Origin of the sequence: Polaribacter sp. Q13 (assembly GCF_016858305.2) — a bacterium.
Taxonomy (GTDB): Bacteria; Bacteroidota; Bacteroidia; order Flavobacteriales; family Flavobacteriaceae; genus Polaribacter.
The window spans coordinates 1,002,936-1,020,412 of record NZ_CP074436.1; the positions used below are offsets into that span (position 1 = coordinate 1,002,936).

The following is a 17,477-nucleotide window of genomic DNA, read 5'->3' on the forward strand; positions in this document are numbered from 1 at the left end:
AATAGAATTAGTACATAAACCTTTATCCCGAAAGTTTTAATTGTTATAATCTTTTAAATCTAGGCAGGTCTCCTGGCTTGTTTTTATGTTACTATACCTTCCCAACATACGTCTGTCAGTGGTAAAAGACTTAATAACATCCTTAAATAAGGTACTGAAATAAATTCAGCATAAACTTACAGTTGCGGGAACAGCTTCGGTGTTAAACCGAATTCCCTTTTAATTTGTTCCCAAAAAGAACAAAACCCTAATTTTTGTCAAATGTAGAATATTTTTAAGTATTAAAAACTAATATTTTGTCATTTATAAGCTAATTCTTTAGCTATCTAAAAACGCTAGGAAATAACAGTTTAGCTAAACAATCTATTCTATTTAGCAAAGCATTCTAAAAAAACTGTACTCTTATAAAAAGAGGTAATAAATATTAGTACATATAATTTATAACAAGGCAACTTGCCTTTTTAAGAAAAGTTAGTTGTTAGTATTTAAAGATAATTCCATTAGATATTCTTTCCTTTTTAAAAAAATGTTTACAACCTTTGTGTTTATATATTTTAAAATTATGATTCATTATATTTCTGGAGGAGAAAGATCTGGTAAAAGTAGTTACGCTCAAAAAATGGCGGAAGACATTTCTAAAACACCTTTTTATTTGGCAACTTCTAGAATTTGGGATGACGATTTTAAACGAAGAGTAGAAAGGCATATTTCTGATAGAGATGAACGATGGACCACCATTGAAGAAGAAAAAAACATTAGCTCCGTTATTTCGAAAAACACAACCGTTGTAATAGACTGCGTTACTTTATGGCTTACTAATTTTTATGTTGACACCAATTATGACACGCAAGAATGTTTAAAATTAGCCAAACAAGAAATAGAAAAACTCACAAAAATAGAAGCTAATATCATTATTATTTCTAACGAAATTGGCATGGGACTGCATGCTACAACAGAATCTGGAAGAAAATTCACAGAACTACAAGGTTGGGTAAATCAATTTATTGCAAAAAAAGCGAACAAAGCGACTTTTATGGTCTCTGGATTACCACTAAAATTAAAATAACATATGACTTCAAAAATTACAGCACTTTCTAAAGAAATGCAAACAGCCCTCCAAAAAAAAATAGATTTTAAAACAAAACCTATAGGTTCTTTAGGTTTGTTAGAAACGATTGCTATTAAAATAGGAAGCATTCAAAATACACTAACTCCAAAAATTACAGAACCAACTATTATTGTATTTGCAGGAGATCATGGTATTTCAAAATCAAAAGGTGTTAGTCCATATCCACAAGAAGTAACGCAGCAAATGGTGTTTAACTTTTTAAATGGAGGTGCTGCAATTAACGTTTTTTGTAAACAAAATAAGATCAATTTAAAAATTATAGATGCTGGTGTAAATGCCGATTTTGATAAAAGTGATGCATTAATTTCTGCTAAAACAGCAAAAGGAACAAAAGACTTCTCTATAGAAAAAGCCATGACAATGGCACAATGTAATTTAGCTTTAGAAAAAGGAAAAGAAATAGTAAACACATCTTTTCAAAAAAACTGTAATACCATTGGTTTTGGAGAAATGGGAATTGGAAACACTTCTTCTGCAGCACTTTTAATGAGTTATTTTACAGCGATTGGTATTGAAGATTGTGTTGGAAAAGGAACAGGTTTAAATGATGAAGGTCTTCAACAAAAAAAGACAATTTTAAAAAAAGTATACCAAAAACACATCATAAATATAGACGCACCAACTGATGCACTCGCCACTTTTGGAGGTTTCGAAATTGTAATGATTGCAGGTGCAATTTTAGAAGCTGCTGCTTTAAAAATGACTATTTTAATAGACGGCTTTATTGTAACTTCTGCCTTGTTGGCAGCTCATGCAATTGATAAAAATGTATTAGATTACTGTATTTTTACACATTCTTCTGGAGAACAAGGTCATCAAAAAATATTAAATTTCTTAAAGGTAAAACCTGTTTTAAATTTAGGTTTACGTTTAGGAGAAGGAACAGGAGCTGCGGTTGCACTGCCTATTATTCAATCTTCAGTGCTATTTTTAAACGAAATGGCCACTTTTGAAAGTGCCAATGTAAGCGAAGCTTAAAGCTATGAAAAAAGAAATTCATTATTTTTTAACTGCCATATTATTTTTTACGAGAATACCTTGCCCAAAGTGGGTAGGACATTCCTCTGAAATGCTAAATAAAAGTAACCGTTACTTTTCTTTAGTGGGTATTTTAGTAGGATCTATTGCTGCTTTGGTTTACTATTTGGCAACGTTTCTTTTTACTCCAGAAATCTCTATTATTTTAAGTATGATTTCTTCTATTTGGGCAACTGGAGCTTTTCATGAAGACGGTTTTGCCGATTCTTGCGATGGTTTTGGAGGTGGCTGGACCAAAGAAAAAATCTTACTAATCATGAAAGATTCCAGATTAGGAACTTTTGGAGTTATTGGATTATTTTCAATTCTTTTATTAAAATTTTCAGCAATACAAGCGCTTAGTTCATCTGCTATAAATATTCCATTACTTATTATTTCTGGTCATGCTATTAGTCGTTTTATAGCTACCATCCTACTCTACACGCATCCGTATGTAAGAGATATTGAAACTTCTAAAATAAAGCCGACAACAACACAAATGAGTACAAAATCTTTAGTGATTTCTTGCTTTTTTGGAGTTTTACCACTTTTCTTTTTCCAAAATTACAGAGTATTTCTATGTCTTATACCTTTATTAATAACGTATTGGTATGTAGCCCGTTTTTTTAAGAAATGGATTGGCGGACAAACAGGAGATTGTGCGGGTGCTTTGCAACAAGTTGCAGAAGTTGTTTTTTATCTTTTTATACTTGTTTTATGGAGATTATATTAATTAGACATACAGCTCCCAAAATAGCAAAAGGAATTTGCTACGGACAAGCTGATATTGATGTTACTGATACTTTTTTAGAGGAAATTAAACCTATTTTAAAGAAAGTTTCTACTTATGATGCTGAAACTGTTTATTATAGTAGTCCACTTAAAAGGTGTAAAAAGCTAGCCGAAAAACTTTCAAATAAAGTTCTTTTTGATGATCGTTTAAAAGAGTTAAATTTTGGAGATTGGGAACTACAAAACTGGAACGATATCAATAAAACTGAATTAGATATTTGGATGAATGACTTTGTAAAGGTTGCTGTAACAAAGGGTGAATCATATTTAGATTTACATGCTAGAACTACAAATTTTCTTTTAGAAATAAGCCAGCAAAAACACAAAAAGGTTGTTATTATAACGCATGCAGGTGTTATGAGAAGTTTGCATTCTTTTATCAATAAAATCCCTTTAGAAAAATCTTTTGATTTAAAATTACAATACGCACAAGTTTTAGAAATAAATTATTAAAATGAAACATCTTTTAGCTTTCTTAATTATAAGTAGTCTCTTCTTTTCTTGTCAAAAAAAAGCAAATCAAGCAACAGTAAAAACAACGCTAAAAAGTAACATAAAGTATGCTAAAGGTTTTGATATAATTACAATAGATAATCAGAAAAAATTAGTCATAAAAAAACCGTATCAAAACTCTAAAGTAGAATTTACCTACCTACTTGGCGATAAAACGGATCTTAGTAAAAATGAATTAAAAATTCCTATTAAAAACATCGTGGTAACTAGTACTACCCATATATCAATGTTAGAACAAATTGGAGCAGAAAAATTTTTAACCGGATTTCCTCAAACAAAGTTTATTTCTTCAGAAAAAACTAGAAAACGTATTGCTGAAGGTAAGGTTGTTGAGTTAGGTAGTGAACGATCTATGAACACAGAAAAACTACTAGAATTAGCTCCAAATCTTGTAATTGGTTTTGGCTTAAATGGGAATAACAAAACATATAAAACAATTATGAGAAACGGAATTCCCGTTATTTATAATGGAGATTGGTTAGAAGACACTCCTTTAGGTCGCGCAGAATGGATTAAGTTTTTTGGTGTTTTATTCAACAAAGAAAAAGAAGCAGACAGTATTTTTAACGTCATTGAGTCTAATTATTTAGCTGTAAAAAAAATAGCTTTAAAATCAAAAACTATTCCCACTATTATTTCTGGTAATTTATTTAAAGACACATGGTATATGCCAGCTGGTAAAAGTTTTATTGCTACTTATTTTAAAGATGCCAACACAAATTATATATGGAAAAACACCAAAGGAAATGGTAGCTTACCTTTAAGTATAGAAAGCGTATTAGACAAGGGAAAAGATGCCGATTTTTGGATTGGTTGTGGTTTATTTGAAAGCAGAGAAGAAATGTTAAGATCTAATCAATCTTACAATTCTTTTAATACTTTTAAGAATAAAAACGTGTATACCTATGCCACTAATAAAGGAATAACGGGCGGACTTATTTACTTTGAAAAAGCTCCTGTAAGACCAGATTTACTTTTAAAAGACATTATAAAAATTACGCACCCAAATTTGTTACCAAATTATAGCTTAACTTTCTTCGCAAAAATGAACTAAATTAAGTTTCTATAAAAACAATAATTTTAATGAAAAAATTACATCCAAAATCTAACATAGATGAGCTTTGTTATCCTTTTATATATGAAGATTCTTCTCTTTGCGATTACGAAATAGAAACAGATCAACTAACTCGTTCAGTAGCTTGGGCTATTAACGAACTCTCTGTTTTAATCTTAAATTACCCTAATAGCAAAGAATTAAAAAAATTAGAAAAAGAATTGAACTGGTTATTGCCTCTTTGCTATCATCTTAATGGTTCTATAAGAGGTAAATTGGCTATTACAGAAAAAGATCATCAACAATTATTAGATCATTATAGAAAGATGAAGTTAGTAGTAGAAGATGCTATTTCTGGTTTTGTTTTACCCGGAGGAAAATCTCCTGTAGGTATTTTGAATCAGTGTTCTTCACTTTCAAAGAAGGCCGTTAGATTAATGGTAATGATACACAATAATGAAAACAAAGAAGTTGCAGATATTTTACCAAAATTCGCAAATTTACTTTGTAACTATTTTTTTACAGCAACTATTCTAATCAATAAAGTAACTGGTTTTAAAGAAATACCTTTTGTTAGTAAGAGTTATTAATTTATAATAAAATTACATTTCATTTTTATTCGATTTAAACTGATTTCCATCAATAATCTAATAAAACCATTTTCAAATTTAATACCTTTATCACTTAACAATTTTGATAGAGATGAGAATAGAAAATGAATTAAAATTAGGTTTTAAAGATGTTATGATTCGTCCTAAACGTTCTACACTAAAATCGCGTTCGCAAGTAAGTTTAGAAAGAACATTTACTTTTTTACATAGTGATGTTGTTTGGACAGGAATACCAATTATGGCTGCAAATATGGATACCGTAGGTACTTTTGAAATGGCAAAAGCGCTTGCAAAACATGGTCTTTTTACCGCAATTCATAAACATTACACTATTGAAGAGTGGAGAAATTTTGCCGCAAAAGCGGATAAAAAAACATTAAATAATATTGCAGTTAGTACAGGAACTGGAAAAGAAGATTCAGAAAAAGTGAAGCAGATTTTATCTGAATTTCCTCAAATTAATTTTATTTGTGTGGATGTTGCCAACGGTTATTCTGAACATTTTGTGAATTTTGTACAGAAAATGCGTAAAAATCACCCTAAAAAAGTAATTATTGCAGGGAATGTAGTTACAGGTGAAATGGTAGAAGAATTATTGTTGGCTGGCGCTGATATTATAAAAGTTGGCATTGGTCCTGGTTCTGTTTGTACAACGCGCGTAAAAACCGGAGTTGGTTATCCACAATTATCTGCTATTATAGAATGTGCAGATGCTGCTCACGGAATGGGCGGTCAAATTATTTCTGATGGAGGTTGTAAAATTCCTGGCGATTTATCTAAAGCTTTTGGAGGTAGTGCAGATTTTGTAATGTTAGGTGGTATGCTTGCTGGTCATGAAGAAAGTGGTGGTGAATTGATAGAAAAAAATGGTAAAAAATTCAAAGCTTTTTACGGAATGAGTTCTACAACTGCTATGAATAAACATGTTGGTGGTGTTGCAAACTATAGAGCTTCTGAAGGAAAAACAGTTGACGTTCCTTATAGAGGAAATGTAGATGATACCATTATAGATATTTTAGGCGGAATAAGATCTACATGTACCTATGTTGGTGCAAGCAGATTAAAAGAATTGACGAAAAGAACTACTTTTATTAGAGTCCAAGAACAAGAAAATCAAGTATATTCTTAATGAAAAATTTAAATTTTATTCTTGTTTTATTCTTTTTAACGTTAACGATTTCTTGTAAAAAAGAAATCGTTAACGTTCATAAAAACTCACAATCCGAAAGTAGTATTAAATATGCGAAAGGGTTTGATATTATTGATGATCATGGTCTTAAAAAGTTAATTATAAAATCTGCTTATCAAAAATCTAAAGAAGTTTCTGAATATATTATTAAAAACAAATCCGGAAATAGTTCCTCTTTAAAAAACACCATCTATACTCCTATTCACAAGATTGTCGTTACATCTACAACTCATATTCCTATGGTTGAGTTGTTAAATGAAGAAACTTCAATTATTGGTTTTCCGTATACTAAATATGTTTCATCAGAAAAAACAAGACAGTTAATTGATGCTGGTAAAATAACTGAAATTGGTAAAGAAAGTTCTTTAAACACAGAAATTTTGCTAGACCTGCAACCTGAATTGGTTGTTGGTTATAGTGTTTCTTCTGCGGATAAAAGTTTGACAACCGTTAAAAGAGCTGGTATAAATGTAATTTATAATGGAGATTGGTTAGAAGAAACACCGTTAGGAAGAGCCGAATGGATTAAATTTTTTGGCGTTCTTTTTAATAAAGAAAAACAGGCTGACAGTATTTTTAAAGTAATTGAAACAAATTATTTGGAAGCAAAAAATATCGCTATAAAATCAACTAAAAAGCCTACTATTTTATCAGGTGCTATCATGAGTAAGGATATTTGGAATTTACCTGCCGGAGAAAGTTTTGTTGCTCAATTTTTTAAAGATGCAAATCTTAACTACTTATGGAAAAATACTAAGGGAAAAGGAAGTTTATCTTTAAGTTTTGAAAGTATTTTTGATAAAGGACAAAATGCTGATTATTGGATATCTCCTGGTTATTTTTCTGCAAAAGAACAGCTATTACAAAGCAATCAAATTTATACTGAATTCAATGCCTTTAAAAATGATGAGATTTATACATCTACAACTAAAAAAGGAAAAACGGGTGGCATCATTTATTTTGAGTTAGCAGCTACAAGACCCGATTTAGTTTTAAAAGATATTATAAAAATTACAAATCCAGATTTGTTACCTAATTATGAAATGACGTTTTTTGAAAAAATGAAATAAAAAAAAACCTTCAATATTTCTACAGAAGGTCTTTCTTTCTAATTAGTGGGGGACTTTATATACCTCAAAATTAACTTAAATTTCAATTATTTTACCCTATTTAATGGGTAGTTTTAGGGTAGTTTTTAGGTAGCTTACTTTATAAAATCTGTTTTTTTATACTGTTTTCAATGATTAAGGCTTCTTTTCTATTTTTTATCTCTAATTTTCCGTAAATATTTTTCACATGAAACTTTACGGTATTTACAGAGATGTTTACTTCATTTGCTATTTCTTTATTTGATTTCCCCGTTACAATTAAATCAAAAATTTCTCTTTCTCTAATACTTAAGTTTTCTAAACTTTCTGTTAAAGGAACTTCCTCTTCTGGTTTTATAAGTTTTTTTAATTCTTTAGAATATCTTATAATTTCATTCTTCATATAAAAATTATATTTTCTTAAATCTTTCTCTCTATACAATACCCCAAATGATAATACAATAATTTGCACAAAGCCCCCTATTTTTAAATTGGTGGGGTTACTTTCAAACAATGAAATTCCCAAGTTTTTTAAAACAAAAAAATCAAAACCACTAAACAATAAGAATACATATGAAAATACAAAGAGTTTAGTATGCTTATTTCTTTTAAAAAGTAAAACACCTAAAAACCAATAAAGAAATAAAAATAGTAGTGTTAAAATGCTTAGTATGGTATAAAGTACATTAATTTTTAAAAAATAAAATAAGATTACAAATAACACAATATTAAAAAATAAAAAAAAAGTATACTTTTTAACGGTAGGAAAATTTTTATCTAACATCAAAAAACTATTCCCAAATTTTAATGAACTAAAGCTCAGTAAAATGTAATCTAATAAGATTAAAAGTTCTATATTTTTTGCATCCACATTAAATAAATTTAATGATCCATCAAATACTACAAAACTAAAAGAGATACAGATAAGTAAAAAAGCATGATATAAAAAAGCAATATCTTTAAAAAAGTAAAAATAACTAATACTAAAAAGTATTACTAAAAATGCAGCACCGTAATAAAAACCATTAAGTATTAGCAGTAATTTTTCTCGAAATAAAGAAGCTTCCTCTTTTTGCAGCACTACAGGATAATAAGAACTAAAATTAGAATTCGTTTTTATATATATTGGATATTTTCTTGAAAATTTAAAGGATACATATCTTTGATTACTTAATTTCTTAACTTCTTTTAAATTCTGATACGCATGAACATTATTAGCTCTTATGCTATTTATTCGAAAAATATAGTTTAAATAAGTTGAACTTGCAGGTACTTTAAACCAATAAGTGGCCTTAGAATTTGGTTCTAAAATCTGTTTTTTTAATAGTTTAAATTCTTCTTTATCAATATTTTTATAAGTAAAATTATTGTTTGAATCTTTGTAATAATAAACCTCCGATTGCGAAAAGATATTTCCCACAAAAAATAGTAATAGTAAAGTAAACTTCATGTAAAATACTGCCGATTATTGTTGCTGTTGCTGTTGTTGTTGCTTATGTTTAGTTGAAAAGTTAAAAGCTGCAGTAGCATGAATTTTAGTAGTATTAAAAACAGGTATAGTAACATCCTCTTGACTAATTAATAATGGGATTTCTGTACAACCTAAAATAACACCTTCTGCACCATTCTTAATCAATCTATTTATAATTTTCAAATACTTTTCTTTTGAGACTGGATTGAGAACTCCAATAGCAAGTTCTTCATATATTACATTATGTATAATATCTCTTTCTGCTACATTAGGAATGATCGTTTCTATACCAAAAGAAGTTAAAAAATTAATAAAAAAATCTTTCTCCATGGTATATTTTGTCCCTAATAAAACAACCTTTTTTATTTTCTTTTCAATTATTTTTTTTGAAGTTGCTTCGGCAATATGAATAACAGGAATAGAAACCACTTTTTTAACGGCTTCTATACACAAATGCATAGTATTTGCACAGATAATAATACAAGATGCTCCAGCTTTTTCTAGACTTTTACCAGTTTCAGCCATTAACAGCTCTAACAAATCCCACCGATTCTCTTTGAGAAGTTTCTCTATTTTGCCAAAATCAAAAGAACTAATAATTACTTCTGCAGAATGAGCCTTACCTAAATTTTTAGCATTCAATTCATTTAAAATTCGATAATATAAAATGGTAGATTCTGGAGTAATTCCTCCAATTAATCCTATTTTCTTCATTCTTATTAATTTATTCTATAAAAGTAACTTTTAACCCTTCGTTGTTGTGTATGGTTTGTTGCGTGTTTAAGTAGTGAATTTAGTAAATAAAACACGAACCACGAAAGTCCCAAAGGACTTTCGTAAGTAAGCGATTACCAGCAATAAATTATACACGGTGTTGTAAGTAGTTTTTATTCCGATTTAACCCAAATGTCATTATTTTCAATTCGTTTTAAGGTTATTCCATCTTGAATAATAAACGAAATATTAATATTTAAATTATCTGTTGTTTCAATATTAATTTTGTCGTCAATTATTTCATAATTTCCAATATAAACAATATCACTTCCGTCAATCAAAAGACTAACATTTGTTTCGTCAATAAATTTGATGAATTCTACGCAGTTAATTTCAAGGTTATCTGTATTATCACAACCTGTAATTGTATGATTGAATTCACCGTTTATTTCAAAATTTTCACTATTGTCATCGTCATTACTTGAGCAAGATATCATAAATCCAAGTAATAGTAAAATTGTCATTTTTTTAATCATTATATTATAATTTTATATGGTTCAATTAATAGATGCAGTTTTTTTCATTTGGTTGCGTCAAATTACTTACTACATAATTTAAAACAACTTCGTCTGGTTTTCATCATCTATTTTCTTCTGTTCTGCCTTTTTTCTTGCTATCGATTTCTGTAAAGCTATTTTTGCTTTTTCCTCTGCAGAAAGTTCTTCTAAAATAGGTTTTTTAGTTTCCGGTATAGGTATATCAATTGGCAATTCGTTTTCTACAACTTCTTCATCAACCACCTCTATTTCTTCGGGCGTTTCTTCTATAGGTTCTTCAAAAGGCAAAGCCTCCAATAAATTAACTTGTTTTATTTTATCTATGGATAATTGATTTCCTTGAGCTTTAATTCCTTTTACGGCAATAAATTCCTCAAAATTAACTTCTTCATTTTCTAAACTCCTTTTAGAATAAATCACCTCGGCCACAGGTCTATAATCTGTTGCTACAATTTCTAACTGACTTTTTACGTGATCAGAAATAAACTCTTCTTCTTTTTCTGTTGTTTCTATTAAAAAACGTTTTACATAATAACGTTCTTTTTCACCATCATAATAAATGGCAGAAATTGGCTTGTTTGGTTTCCATTTTTCTAAAACAATCATATCATCTTCAAAATGCATCGTTAAATTAGGTTTTACCGCTTTAGCTTTTCCACTTTGTGTAATAATCAATAATTTATCTTCTGCTCTAAATTCACCTAACAATTCTCCTCTTTCATCAACATTTAAACGTTGCACAGTATCATCAAACCAAATTTTACGAGGTTTTAAAGTAGAAACCCCTTCAGATTTAAAATCTACAGATTTAATAGAATGTTTAGTAATTAAATTTCCTCTTACAGCTCTTCCTTTTACAGCTAAATCTGCAAAATCTATATCCCATTTCAATTTTTTTACACTCCCAACGGAACGTAAATTAATGGTTACCACTTCCGCTTCTCCATTTAAATTGGCCGTAAAATAATAAACAATAGAACCTTTATTTCCGTTTGTTAAATCATATTCTTTGTCTCTAGTAACAGACATCACATTAAAACGTTTCATGTAAGACGGACCTCTTGCACCATCTCTATACATAAAATTATATACCGTTCTTTTATCCTTCTTTTTAAAGATAGCAACATATATAATATCTTTACCTACAAAGGTTTTAGAATCTATTTTAGAAACCATCATTACTCCATCTTTTCTAAAAATAATAACATCATCTATATCAGAACAATCGGTTACAAATTCGTCTCTTTTTAAAGAAGTACCAATAAAACCTTCTGCTCTATTTACATATAATTTGGCATTATTCATAGCTACTTTCGAGGCTACAATATCATCAAAAATTCTAATTTCTGTTTTACGCTCTTTTCCTTTTCCGTAAGTGTCTTTTAAACGCTTAAAATAAGTAATTGCAAATTCTATAAGGTTTGCTAAATGATCTTTAACTACAGCTATTTTTTCCTCTAAACCTTCTATAAATTGTTTTGCCTTGTCAATATCAAATTTTGATATTTTCTTAATTCTAATCTCTGTTAAACGCGTAATATCATCTACAGTAATTGCCCGTTTTAAATGTTTTATATACGGTTTTAATCCCTTGTCAATAGCTTCAATTACACCATCCCAAGTTTCTTCCTCTTCAATATCTCGGTAAATTCTGTTCTCAATAAAAATACGCTCTAAAGAAGAAAAATGCCACTGCTCTTCTAATTCGTTTAACTGAATTTCTAATTCTTTCTTTAATAAATCTACCGTTAAATCGGTAGAATGTTTTAGCATTTCAGAAACCCCAACAAAAACGGGTTTATTATCTTCAATAGTACACGCCAAAGGTGATATTGAACTCTCACAATTAGTAAAAGCATATAACGCATCAATAGATTTATCTGGGGATACATTTGGTGGTAAATGCACCAAAATTTCTACTTCTGCTGCGGTATTATCTTCAATCTTCTTTATCTTAATTTTACCTTTATCATTGGCTTTTAAAATACTATCAATTAAAGTAGTGGTGGTTGTAGAAAACGGAATTTCTGTAATAACCAACGTTTTTTTATCTAGTTGATGAATTTTAGCACGAACACGTACTTTTCCTCCACGCTTTCCATCATTATAGTGTGAAAAGTCTGCAATTCCTCCAGTTAAAAAGTCTGGAACAATTTTAAAACTTCTCCCTTTTAAATACTTTATAGAAGCATCTATTAATTCAATAAAATTATGAGGTAATATTTTTGTAGACAAACCAACCGCAATTCCCTCTGCTCCTTGCGCTAACAATAACGGAAACTTTACAGGTAAATCTATTGGCTCTCTTCTACGTCCGTCATAAGACATTTTCCACTCTGTCGTTTTCGGATTAAAAACAACGTCTAAAGCAAATTTAGACAAACGTGCCTCAATATAACGAGAAGCCGCCGCACGGTCTCCTGTTAAAATATTCCCCCAGTTTCCTTGCATATCAATCAGCAATTCTTTCTGACCAATTTGCACCATAGCATCTGCAATAGAAGCATCACCATGCGGGTGATATTGCATGGTATGCCCAACAATATTAGCTACTTTATTGTAACGTCCATCGTCTAAATCTTTCATAGAATGCATAATTCTACGCTGCACCGGTTTCAATCCGTCTTCTAACGACGGAACCGCTCTTTCTAAAATTACATAACTAGCATAATCTAAAAACCACTCCTTGTACATTCCTGTAACTTTGGTAATGGTTTCTACAGATTCAGACTGATTCTCTAAAGATTCAGATCCATTTTCTGGAGTAGTTAATTCTTCTTCGTGTTCGTTCTCGTTAATTTCTTCACTCATTCTTTTTAAACGTTTAATTGTTTAATCGTTTAACTGTTTATTATTTTGGGTGTTACCTAAAGGTCGGGCTTTACGCTGTATCTTTTTGCAAAAAAGCAAAAAGGATGTCGCTTCAATCCCTAACGCAGCGTACTTGCCAACTATTTTAATTATCTTCTTTTTTAAATCCTATTTTGGTTCTTTCTTTTTCATCCTCTTTTTTATCCACCAATTCATCTAAATAAGAAAACACCAATTCTATATTTTTATCGTGATTATTCATTTTCTTTTTAATGTCTTCAATTTCCAATCGTAGACTTAAATGATCACTTAATAAATTACGCATTTTAGTAAATATTCTAATAATTTTAATATTTACAGTAATTGCTCTATCGCTTTTTAAAACACTAGATAACATGGCAACTCCTTGTTCTGTGAAAACCATTGGAGCATAACGCAAACCCATCTTATCAGAATTGGAGGTCGCAATTTGCGTCCTCCAATTTTCAAGCTCTTTTTTAGTCATTTCAAACATAAAATCATCAGGAAAACGATTTATATTTCGTCTTACCGCTTCTTTTAATCTTTTCGTTTCCACTTGATATAAATCCGCTAAATCTCTATCTAACATTACCTTTTGATTACGAATCTAATAAATTTTGTTAGATATAATTTCATCCGGAATTATACTCACTTCTTCTTTTTTCATATTTTAATCTTGAGACGTCAAATTGGTTCCTCAAGTTACTTTTTAGATTGGAGGTCATAAATTGTGATCTCAAATTTTAATTTTTTCTTTATTGAGGTCACATTAACTCCTATAGTTTGGCTAAAGCCATTATTACTTTTATTTATTTAACACAGGCTAAAGCCTGTGACAATTGAAAATCATAATTAACTCTTTTTCTACCTATTGAATTGCCTATGGATTTATCCATAGAAATTTAATTACATCAATACAAAGGCTTTAGCCAAATTATATCAATCCCTAATACCAGCATCATAAACTAATCAAAGTCCTTTCCTAGAGCCTGCATTGAGCGGAGTCTAAATGGAAAGTATTTAGGATAGGCTTATTATGATAAACTCTCTTCATCCTCAATAGTATCCAACTCAACTTTTAAATTCTCGATAATAAACTTCTGTCTATCTGGGGTATTTTTCCCCATATAAAACTCTAGCATTTGCTCAATAGACATTTCTTTATCTAACATTACAGGATCTAAACGAATGTCGTTTCCTATAAAATGAACAAATTCGTTTGGAGAAATCTCACCCAAACCTTTAAATCGAGTTATTTCTGGTTTTCCTCTTAATTGCGCAATAGCATCTCTTTTTTCTTCATCAGAATAACAATAGAACGTTTGTTTTTTATTTCGGACTCTAAACAACGGAGTTTCTAAAATATATAAATGTCCTTCTTTTATCAACTCAGGGAAAAATTGCAAGAAAAAGGTAATCAATAACAAACGAATGTGCATACCATCTACATCGGCATCGGTAGCAATTACAATATTGTTATATCGTAAATCTTCTAAACCATCTTCTATATTTAAAGCGGCCTGTAAAAGATTAAATTCTTCATTTTCGTATACAATTTTCTTACTTAATCCGTAAGAATTTAAAGGTTTTCCTTTTAAACTAAAAACTGCTTGTGTATTTACGTTTCTAGATTTAGTAATAGAACCAGATGCAGAATCTCCCTCTGTTATAAAAAGTGTAGACTCTAAATATGCTTCTTTTTTTGTATCTCCTAAATGTATTCTACAATCACGTAATTTTTTGTTGTGTAAACTAGATTTCTTAGCTCTGTCTTTTGCTAATTTCCGAATTCCAGAAAGTTCTTTTCGTTCTTTCTCTGCCTGAACAATTTTTCTATGTAACGCATCAGCAACATCCGTATTTCTGTGTAAGTAATTATCTAACTTCGTTTTTAAGAAATCATTAATATAAGTTCTTACGGTTGGTAACTCACCTCCCATATCTGTAGAACCTAATTTTGTTTTCGTCTGACTTTCAAAAACAGGCTCCATCACTTTAATGGCTATTGCAGAAATAATAGATTTTCTAATATCTGAAGCTTCAAAAGCTTTTCCGTAAAACTCTCTAATGGTTTTTACAATAGCTTCTCTAAACGCAGATTGATGCGTACCTCCTTGTGTAGTATGTTGCCCATTCACAAAAGAATGATATTCTTCTGAATATTGCGTTTTACTATGTGTAATGGCAACTTCTATATCATCTCCTTTTAAGTGAATTATGGGATACAACATATCATCTACATTGTTATTATCTTCCAATAAATCTTTCAGTCCGTTTTCTGAAATAAATTTTTCGCCGTTAAAAATTATGGTTAAACCTGGATTTAAATACACATAATATTTTAACATTTTAGCTACATACTCATTTCTGAATTTGTACTTCTTAAAAATTTCTTCATCCGGAATAAAAGAAACTTTAGTTCCCTTTCTACGAGATGATTCTTCTAAAAAATCTTGATTTTCTAAGTTTCCTTGGCTAAATTCTGCAGAAGCAGATTTACCATCTCTAGAAGATTCTACTCTAAAAAAAGATGAAAGGGCATTTACTGCCTTTGTACCAACACCATTTAAACCTACAGATTTTTTAAACGCTTTAGAGTCGTATTTACCTCCAGTATTCATTTTAGAAACCACGTCAACGACCTTCCCTAAAGGAATTCCACGACCATAATCTCTAACAATAACTTTACTACCATGTATAGAAATCTCAATGGTTTTACCCGCTCCCATAACATATTCGTCAATAGAATTGTCTAAAACTTCTTTTACAAGAATGTAAATTCCGTCATCTGCAGAAGAACCATCTCCTAATTTACCAATGTACATTCCCGGACGCATTCTTATATGCTCTTTCCAATCTAAAGACCTGATATTATCTTCTGTATATTTTGTTTCTTGACTCATGAAATGTCTTACTGTTGTTAGGTTTGAAGCCTTGCTAAAATAGTATTAATATAGCAAAAAAGAAATAGCTTTATTAATTAGTTATTAACATGATTTTAACGATTATTTTTTTTGAATTTTACCTGTTTTTTTCCAAGAAAATTAAGAATAAGCAAGTAATAAATTTACAAATTTAAAAGTAATATCATGTAACTGATTTCGTATAAAAATCACAAAAAAAAACAATATGTTATATTTTTAAACAAGTAGTTTTTAAGACAACATTTTTATTACTTTTGAAGTCTGAATTAAAATTATACAAAGTGGAAAACACACAATTAATAGAATTAGCAAATAAATACGGAAGTCCTTTATATGTTTACGATACAGATAAAATTGAATCGCAGTACAATAGATTAACAAATGCTTTTAGTAGCGTTAAAAACTTAAAGTTAAATTATGCTGTAAAAGCACTTTCTAACATTAATATTTTAAAGTTTTTTAAAAATTTAGGATCTGGTTTAGATACAGTTTCTTTTCAAGAAGTACAATTGTGTTTAACAACCGGAATTGAACCTCATGATATTATTTATACTCCAAATGGAGTTTCTTTAGATGAAATTGAGGCAGTTGCTAAGTTAGGTGTTCAAATTAATATTGACAACCTTAATATTTTGGAACAATTTGGACAAAAACATCCAAATATTCCTGTTTGTGTGCGTATTAACCCACATATTATGGCTGGTGGAAATTCTAAAATTTCCGTAGGTCATATCGATTCTAAATTTGGTATTTCAATTCACCAAGTTCCTCACATTAAACGTGTGGTGGAAAATACAGGAATGAATATCAATGGAATTCACATGCATACGGGTTCTGATATTTTAGACATTGATACTTTTTTACGTGCATCGGATATTTTATTTGATGTTGCTAAGCAATTCGAAAATATCGATTTTATCGATTTTGGAAGCGGATTTAAAGTACCTTATAAAGTAGGAGATATTTCTACAGATATAGAACAATTAGGAATACAACTTTCCGAACGTTTTAATGGGTTTTGTAAAGAGTATGGCAAAGACATTACGTTAATGTTTGAACCTGGAAAATTCTTAGTTTCTGAAGCTGGCGTATTTTTAGCAAAAGTAAATGTTGTAAAACAAACAACTTCTACTGTTTTTGCACATGTAGATTCTGGTTTTAATCATTTGGTAAGACCAATGATGTACGATTCTTATCATCATATTACTAACATTTCTAATCCTAAAGGAAGAGATCGTTATTATTCTGTAGTTGGTTATATTTGTGAAACAGATACATTTGCCTCTAACCGAAGAATTTCAGAAATTTCTGAAGAAGATATTTTATGCTTCCACAATGCGGGTGCATATTGTTTTTCTATGGCATCTAACTACAACTCTCGCTATTTACCTGCAGAAGTTATGGTGCACAAAGGAAAAGATTACGTAATTAGAAAAAGACAAACCATAGAGGATATTTTAAACAATCAGGAAATTATTGATTTTCCTAAAGAAAGTAAAGCTTCTAAAAATCAAAAAATAGAAGCATAATATCAAATTATAAATAGTACTAAATCCACCTTTAAACTTCTGTTTTTTGGTGGATTT

Annotated in this window: 15 protein-coding genes and 1 riboswitch; of the genes, 9 read left to right on the forward strand and 6 right to left on the reverse strand. The window is 29.7% G+C overall.

The features are described 5' to 3' along the window. Nucleotides 1–44 precede the first annotated feature (44 nt). Nucleotides 45–265, reverse strand: a riboswitch (cobalamin riboswitch). A 297-nt stretch (nucleotides 266–562) separates the two neighbouring features. The 8 genes from JOP69_RS04090 (at nucleotide 563) to JOP69_RS04125 (ending at nucleotide 7,375) form a co-directional block, all read left to right on the forward strand. Then, nucleotides 563–1,066, forward strand: a complete 504-nt coding sequence (locus JOP69_RS04090) for a bifunctional adenosylcobinamide kinase/adenosylcobinamide-phosphate guanylyltransferase (protein WP_203392359.1) — start codon at nucleotides 563–565, stop codon at nucleotides 1,064–1,066. Between the two features lie 3 nt (nucleotides 1,067–1,069). Continuing rightward, entirely contained in the window at nucleotides 1,070–2,107 is a 1,038-nt protein-coding gene (cobT, locus tag JOP69_RS04095) for a nicotinate-nucleotide--dimethylbenzimidazole phosphoribosyltransferase (protein WP_203392358.1), read from the forward strand. A 4-nt stretch (nucleotides 2,108–2,111) separates the two neighbouring features. Next, nucleotides 2,112–2,879 (forward strand): adenosylcobinamide-GDP ribazoletransferase, encoded by a 768-nt coding sequence (locus JOP69_RS04100; RefSeq protein WP_203392357.1) that lies wholly within the window; start codon nucleotides 2,112–2,114, stop codon nucleotides 2,877–2,879. Beyond that, nucleotides 2,864–3,391 (forward strand): alpha-ribazole phosphatase, encoded by a 528-nt coding sequence (cobC, locus tag JOP69_RS04105; RefSeq protein ID WP_203392356.1) that lies wholly within the window; start codon nucleotides 2,864–2,866, stop codon nucleotides 3,389–3,391. Before JOP69_RS04100 ends, cobC begins: the two co-directional genes overlap by 16 nt. A gap of 1 nt (nucleotide 3,392) precedes the next feature. Further along, nucleotides 3,393–4,505 (forward strand): ABC transporter substrate-binding protein, encoded by a 1,113-nt coding sequence (locus JOP69_RS04110; protein ID WP_203392355.1) that lies wholly within the window; start codon nucleotides 3,393–3,395, stop codon nucleotides 4,503–4,505. A 29-nt stretch (nucleotides 4,506–4,534) separates the two neighbouring features. After that, nucleotides 4,535–5,095, forward strand: coding sequence for a hypothetical protein (locus JOP69_RS04115; RefSeq protein WP_203392354.1), 561 nt, complete (start codon nucleotides 4,535–4,537; stop codon nucleotides 5,093–5,095). Between the two features lie 112 nt (nucleotides 5,096–5,207). Beyond that, nucleotides 5,208–6,245 carry a GMP reductase gene (locus JOP69_RS04120; RefSeq protein WP_203392353.1) on the forward strand — a complete coding sequence of 346 codons (1,038 nt, stop codon included), beginning with the start codon at nucleotides 5,208–5,210 and terminating at the stop codon, nucleotides 6,243–6,245. Next, nucleotides 6,245–7,375: an ABC transporter substrate-binding protein gene (locus tag JOP69_RS04125; RefSeq protein WP_203392352.1), complete on the forward strand. Its 1,131-nt coding sequence runs from the start codon at nucleotides 6,245–6,247 to the stop codon at nucleotides 7,373–7,375. The genes JOP69_RS04120 and JOP69_RS04125 overlap by 1 nt, the downstream gene beginning before the upstream one ends. Nucleotides 7,376–7,514: 139 nt before the next feature. On the opposite strand, the gene JOP69_RS04130 is transcribed toward JOP69_RS04125, so the two are convergent. From JOP69_RS04130 to JOP69_RS04155, 6 genes are all read right to left on the reverse strand, one after another. Continuing rightward, nucleotides 7,515–8,843: a LuxR C-terminal-related transcriptional regulator gene (locus tag JOP69_RS04130; RefSeq protein ID WP_203392351.1), complete on the reverse strand. Its 1,329-nt coding sequence runs from the start codon at nucleotides 8,841–8,843 to the stop codon at nucleotides 7,515–7,517. Nucleotides 8,844–8,858: 15 nt separating this feature from the next. After that, nucleotides 8,859–9,578 (reverse strand): aspartate/glutamate racemase family protein, encoded by a 720-nt coding sequence (locus JOP69_RS04135; protein ID WP_203392350.1) that lies wholly within the window; start codon nucleotides 9,576–9,578, stop codon nucleotides 8,859–8,861. 173 nt (nucleotides 9,579–9,751) lie between these two features. After that, the gene (locus JOP69_RS04140) at nucleotides 9,752–10,075 is read right to left on the reverse strand and encodes a hypothetical protein (RefSeq protein ID WP_203392349.1); all 324 of its coding nucleotides are present in this window, start codon (nucleotides 10,073–10,075) and stop codon (nucleotides 9,752–9,754) included. Between the two features lie 117 nt (nucleotides 10,076–10,192). Beyond that, a complete protein-coding gene (locus JOP69_RS04145) occupies nucleotides 10,193–12,946 on the reverse strand; it encodes a DNA gyrase/topoisomerase IV subunit A (protein WP_203392348.1) in 2,754 nt (917 codons plus the stop codon). 145 nt (nucleotides 12,947–13,091) lie between these two features. Then, nucleotides 13,092–13,574: an ORF6N domain-containing protein gene (locus JOP69_RS04150; RefSeq protein ID WP_302850204.1), complete on the reverse strand. Its 483-nt coding sequence runs from the start codon at nucleotides 13,572–13,574 to the stop codon at nucleotides 13,092–13,094. 427 nt (nucleotides 13,575–14,001) lie between these two features. Then, the gene (locus tag JOP69_RS04155) at nucleotides 14,002–15,870 is read right to left on the reverse strand and encodes a DNA topoisomerase IV subunit B (RefSeq protein ID WP_203392347.1); all 1,869 of its coding nucleotides are present in this window, start codon (nucleotides 15,868–15,870) and stop codon (nucleotides 14,002–14,004) included. Nucleotides 15,871–16,172: 302 nt separating this feature from the next. Between JOP69_RS04155 and lysA the strand changes: the two genes are divergently transcribed. Continuing rightward, a complete protein-coding gene (gene lysA / locus JOP69_RS04160) occupies nucleotides 16,173–17,420 on the forward strand; it encodes a diaminopimelate decarboxylase (RefSeq protein WP_203392346.1) in 1,248 nt (415 codons plus the stop codon). Nucleotides 17,421–17,477 lie beyond the last annotated feature (57 nt).

Excerpts from the sequence above, each read along its gene's own strand:
- JOP69_RS04120 (WP_203392353.1), top strand. The coding sequence starts at position 5,208 with ATGAGAATAGAAAATGAATTAAAATTAGGTTTTAAAGATGTTATGATT.
- JOP69_RS04140 (WP_203392349.1), bottom strand. The coding sequence starts at position 10,075 with ATGATATCTTGCTCAAGTAATGACGATGACAATAGTGAAAATTTTGAA.
- JOP69_RS04115 (WP_203392354.1), top strand. The coding sequence starts at position 4,535 with ATGAAAAAATTACATCCAAAATCTAACATAGATGAGCTTTGTTATCCT.
- JOP69_RS04155 (WP_203392347.1), bottom strand. The coding sequence starts at position 15,870 with ATGAGTCAAGAAACAAAATATACAGAAGATAATATCAGGTCTTTAGAT.
- JOP69_RS04130 (WP_203392351.1), bottom strand. The coding sequence starts at position 8,843 with ATGAAGTTTACTTTACTATTACTATTTTTTGTGGGAAATATCTTTTCG.
- cobT (WP_203392358.1), top strand. The coding sequence starts at position 1,070 with ATGACTTCAAAAATTACAGCACTTTCTAAAGAAATGCAAACAGCCCTC.
- JOP69_RS04145 (WP_203392348.1), bottom strand. The coding sequence starts at position 12,946 with ATGAGTGAAGAAATTAACGAGAACGAACACGAAGAAGAATTAACTACT.
- JOP69_RS04135 (WP_203392350.1), bottom strand. The coding sequence starts at position 9,578 with ATGAAGAAAATAGGATTAATTGGAGGAATTACTCCAGAATCTACCATT.
- JOP69_RS04125 (WP_203392352.1), top strand. The coding sequence starts at position 6,245 with ATGAAAAATTTAAATTTTATTCTTGTTTTATTCTTTTTAACGTTAACG.
- JOP69_RS04090 (WP_203392359.1), top strand. The coding sequence starts at position 563 with ATGATTCATTATATTTCTGGAGGAGAAAGATCTGGTAAAAGTAGTTAC.
- JOP69_RS04100 (WP_203392357.1), top strand. The coding sequence starts at position 2,112 with ATGAAAAAAGAAATTCATTATTTTTTAACTGCCATATTATTTTTTACG.
- JOP69_RS04110 (WP_203392355.1), top strand. The coding sequence starts at position 3,393 with ATGAAACATCTTTTAGCTTTCTTAATTATAAGTAGTCTCTTCTTTTCT.
- cobC (WP_203392356.1), top strand. The coding sequence starts at position 2,864 with ATGGAGATTATATTAATTAGACATACAGCTCCCAAAATAGCAAAAGGA.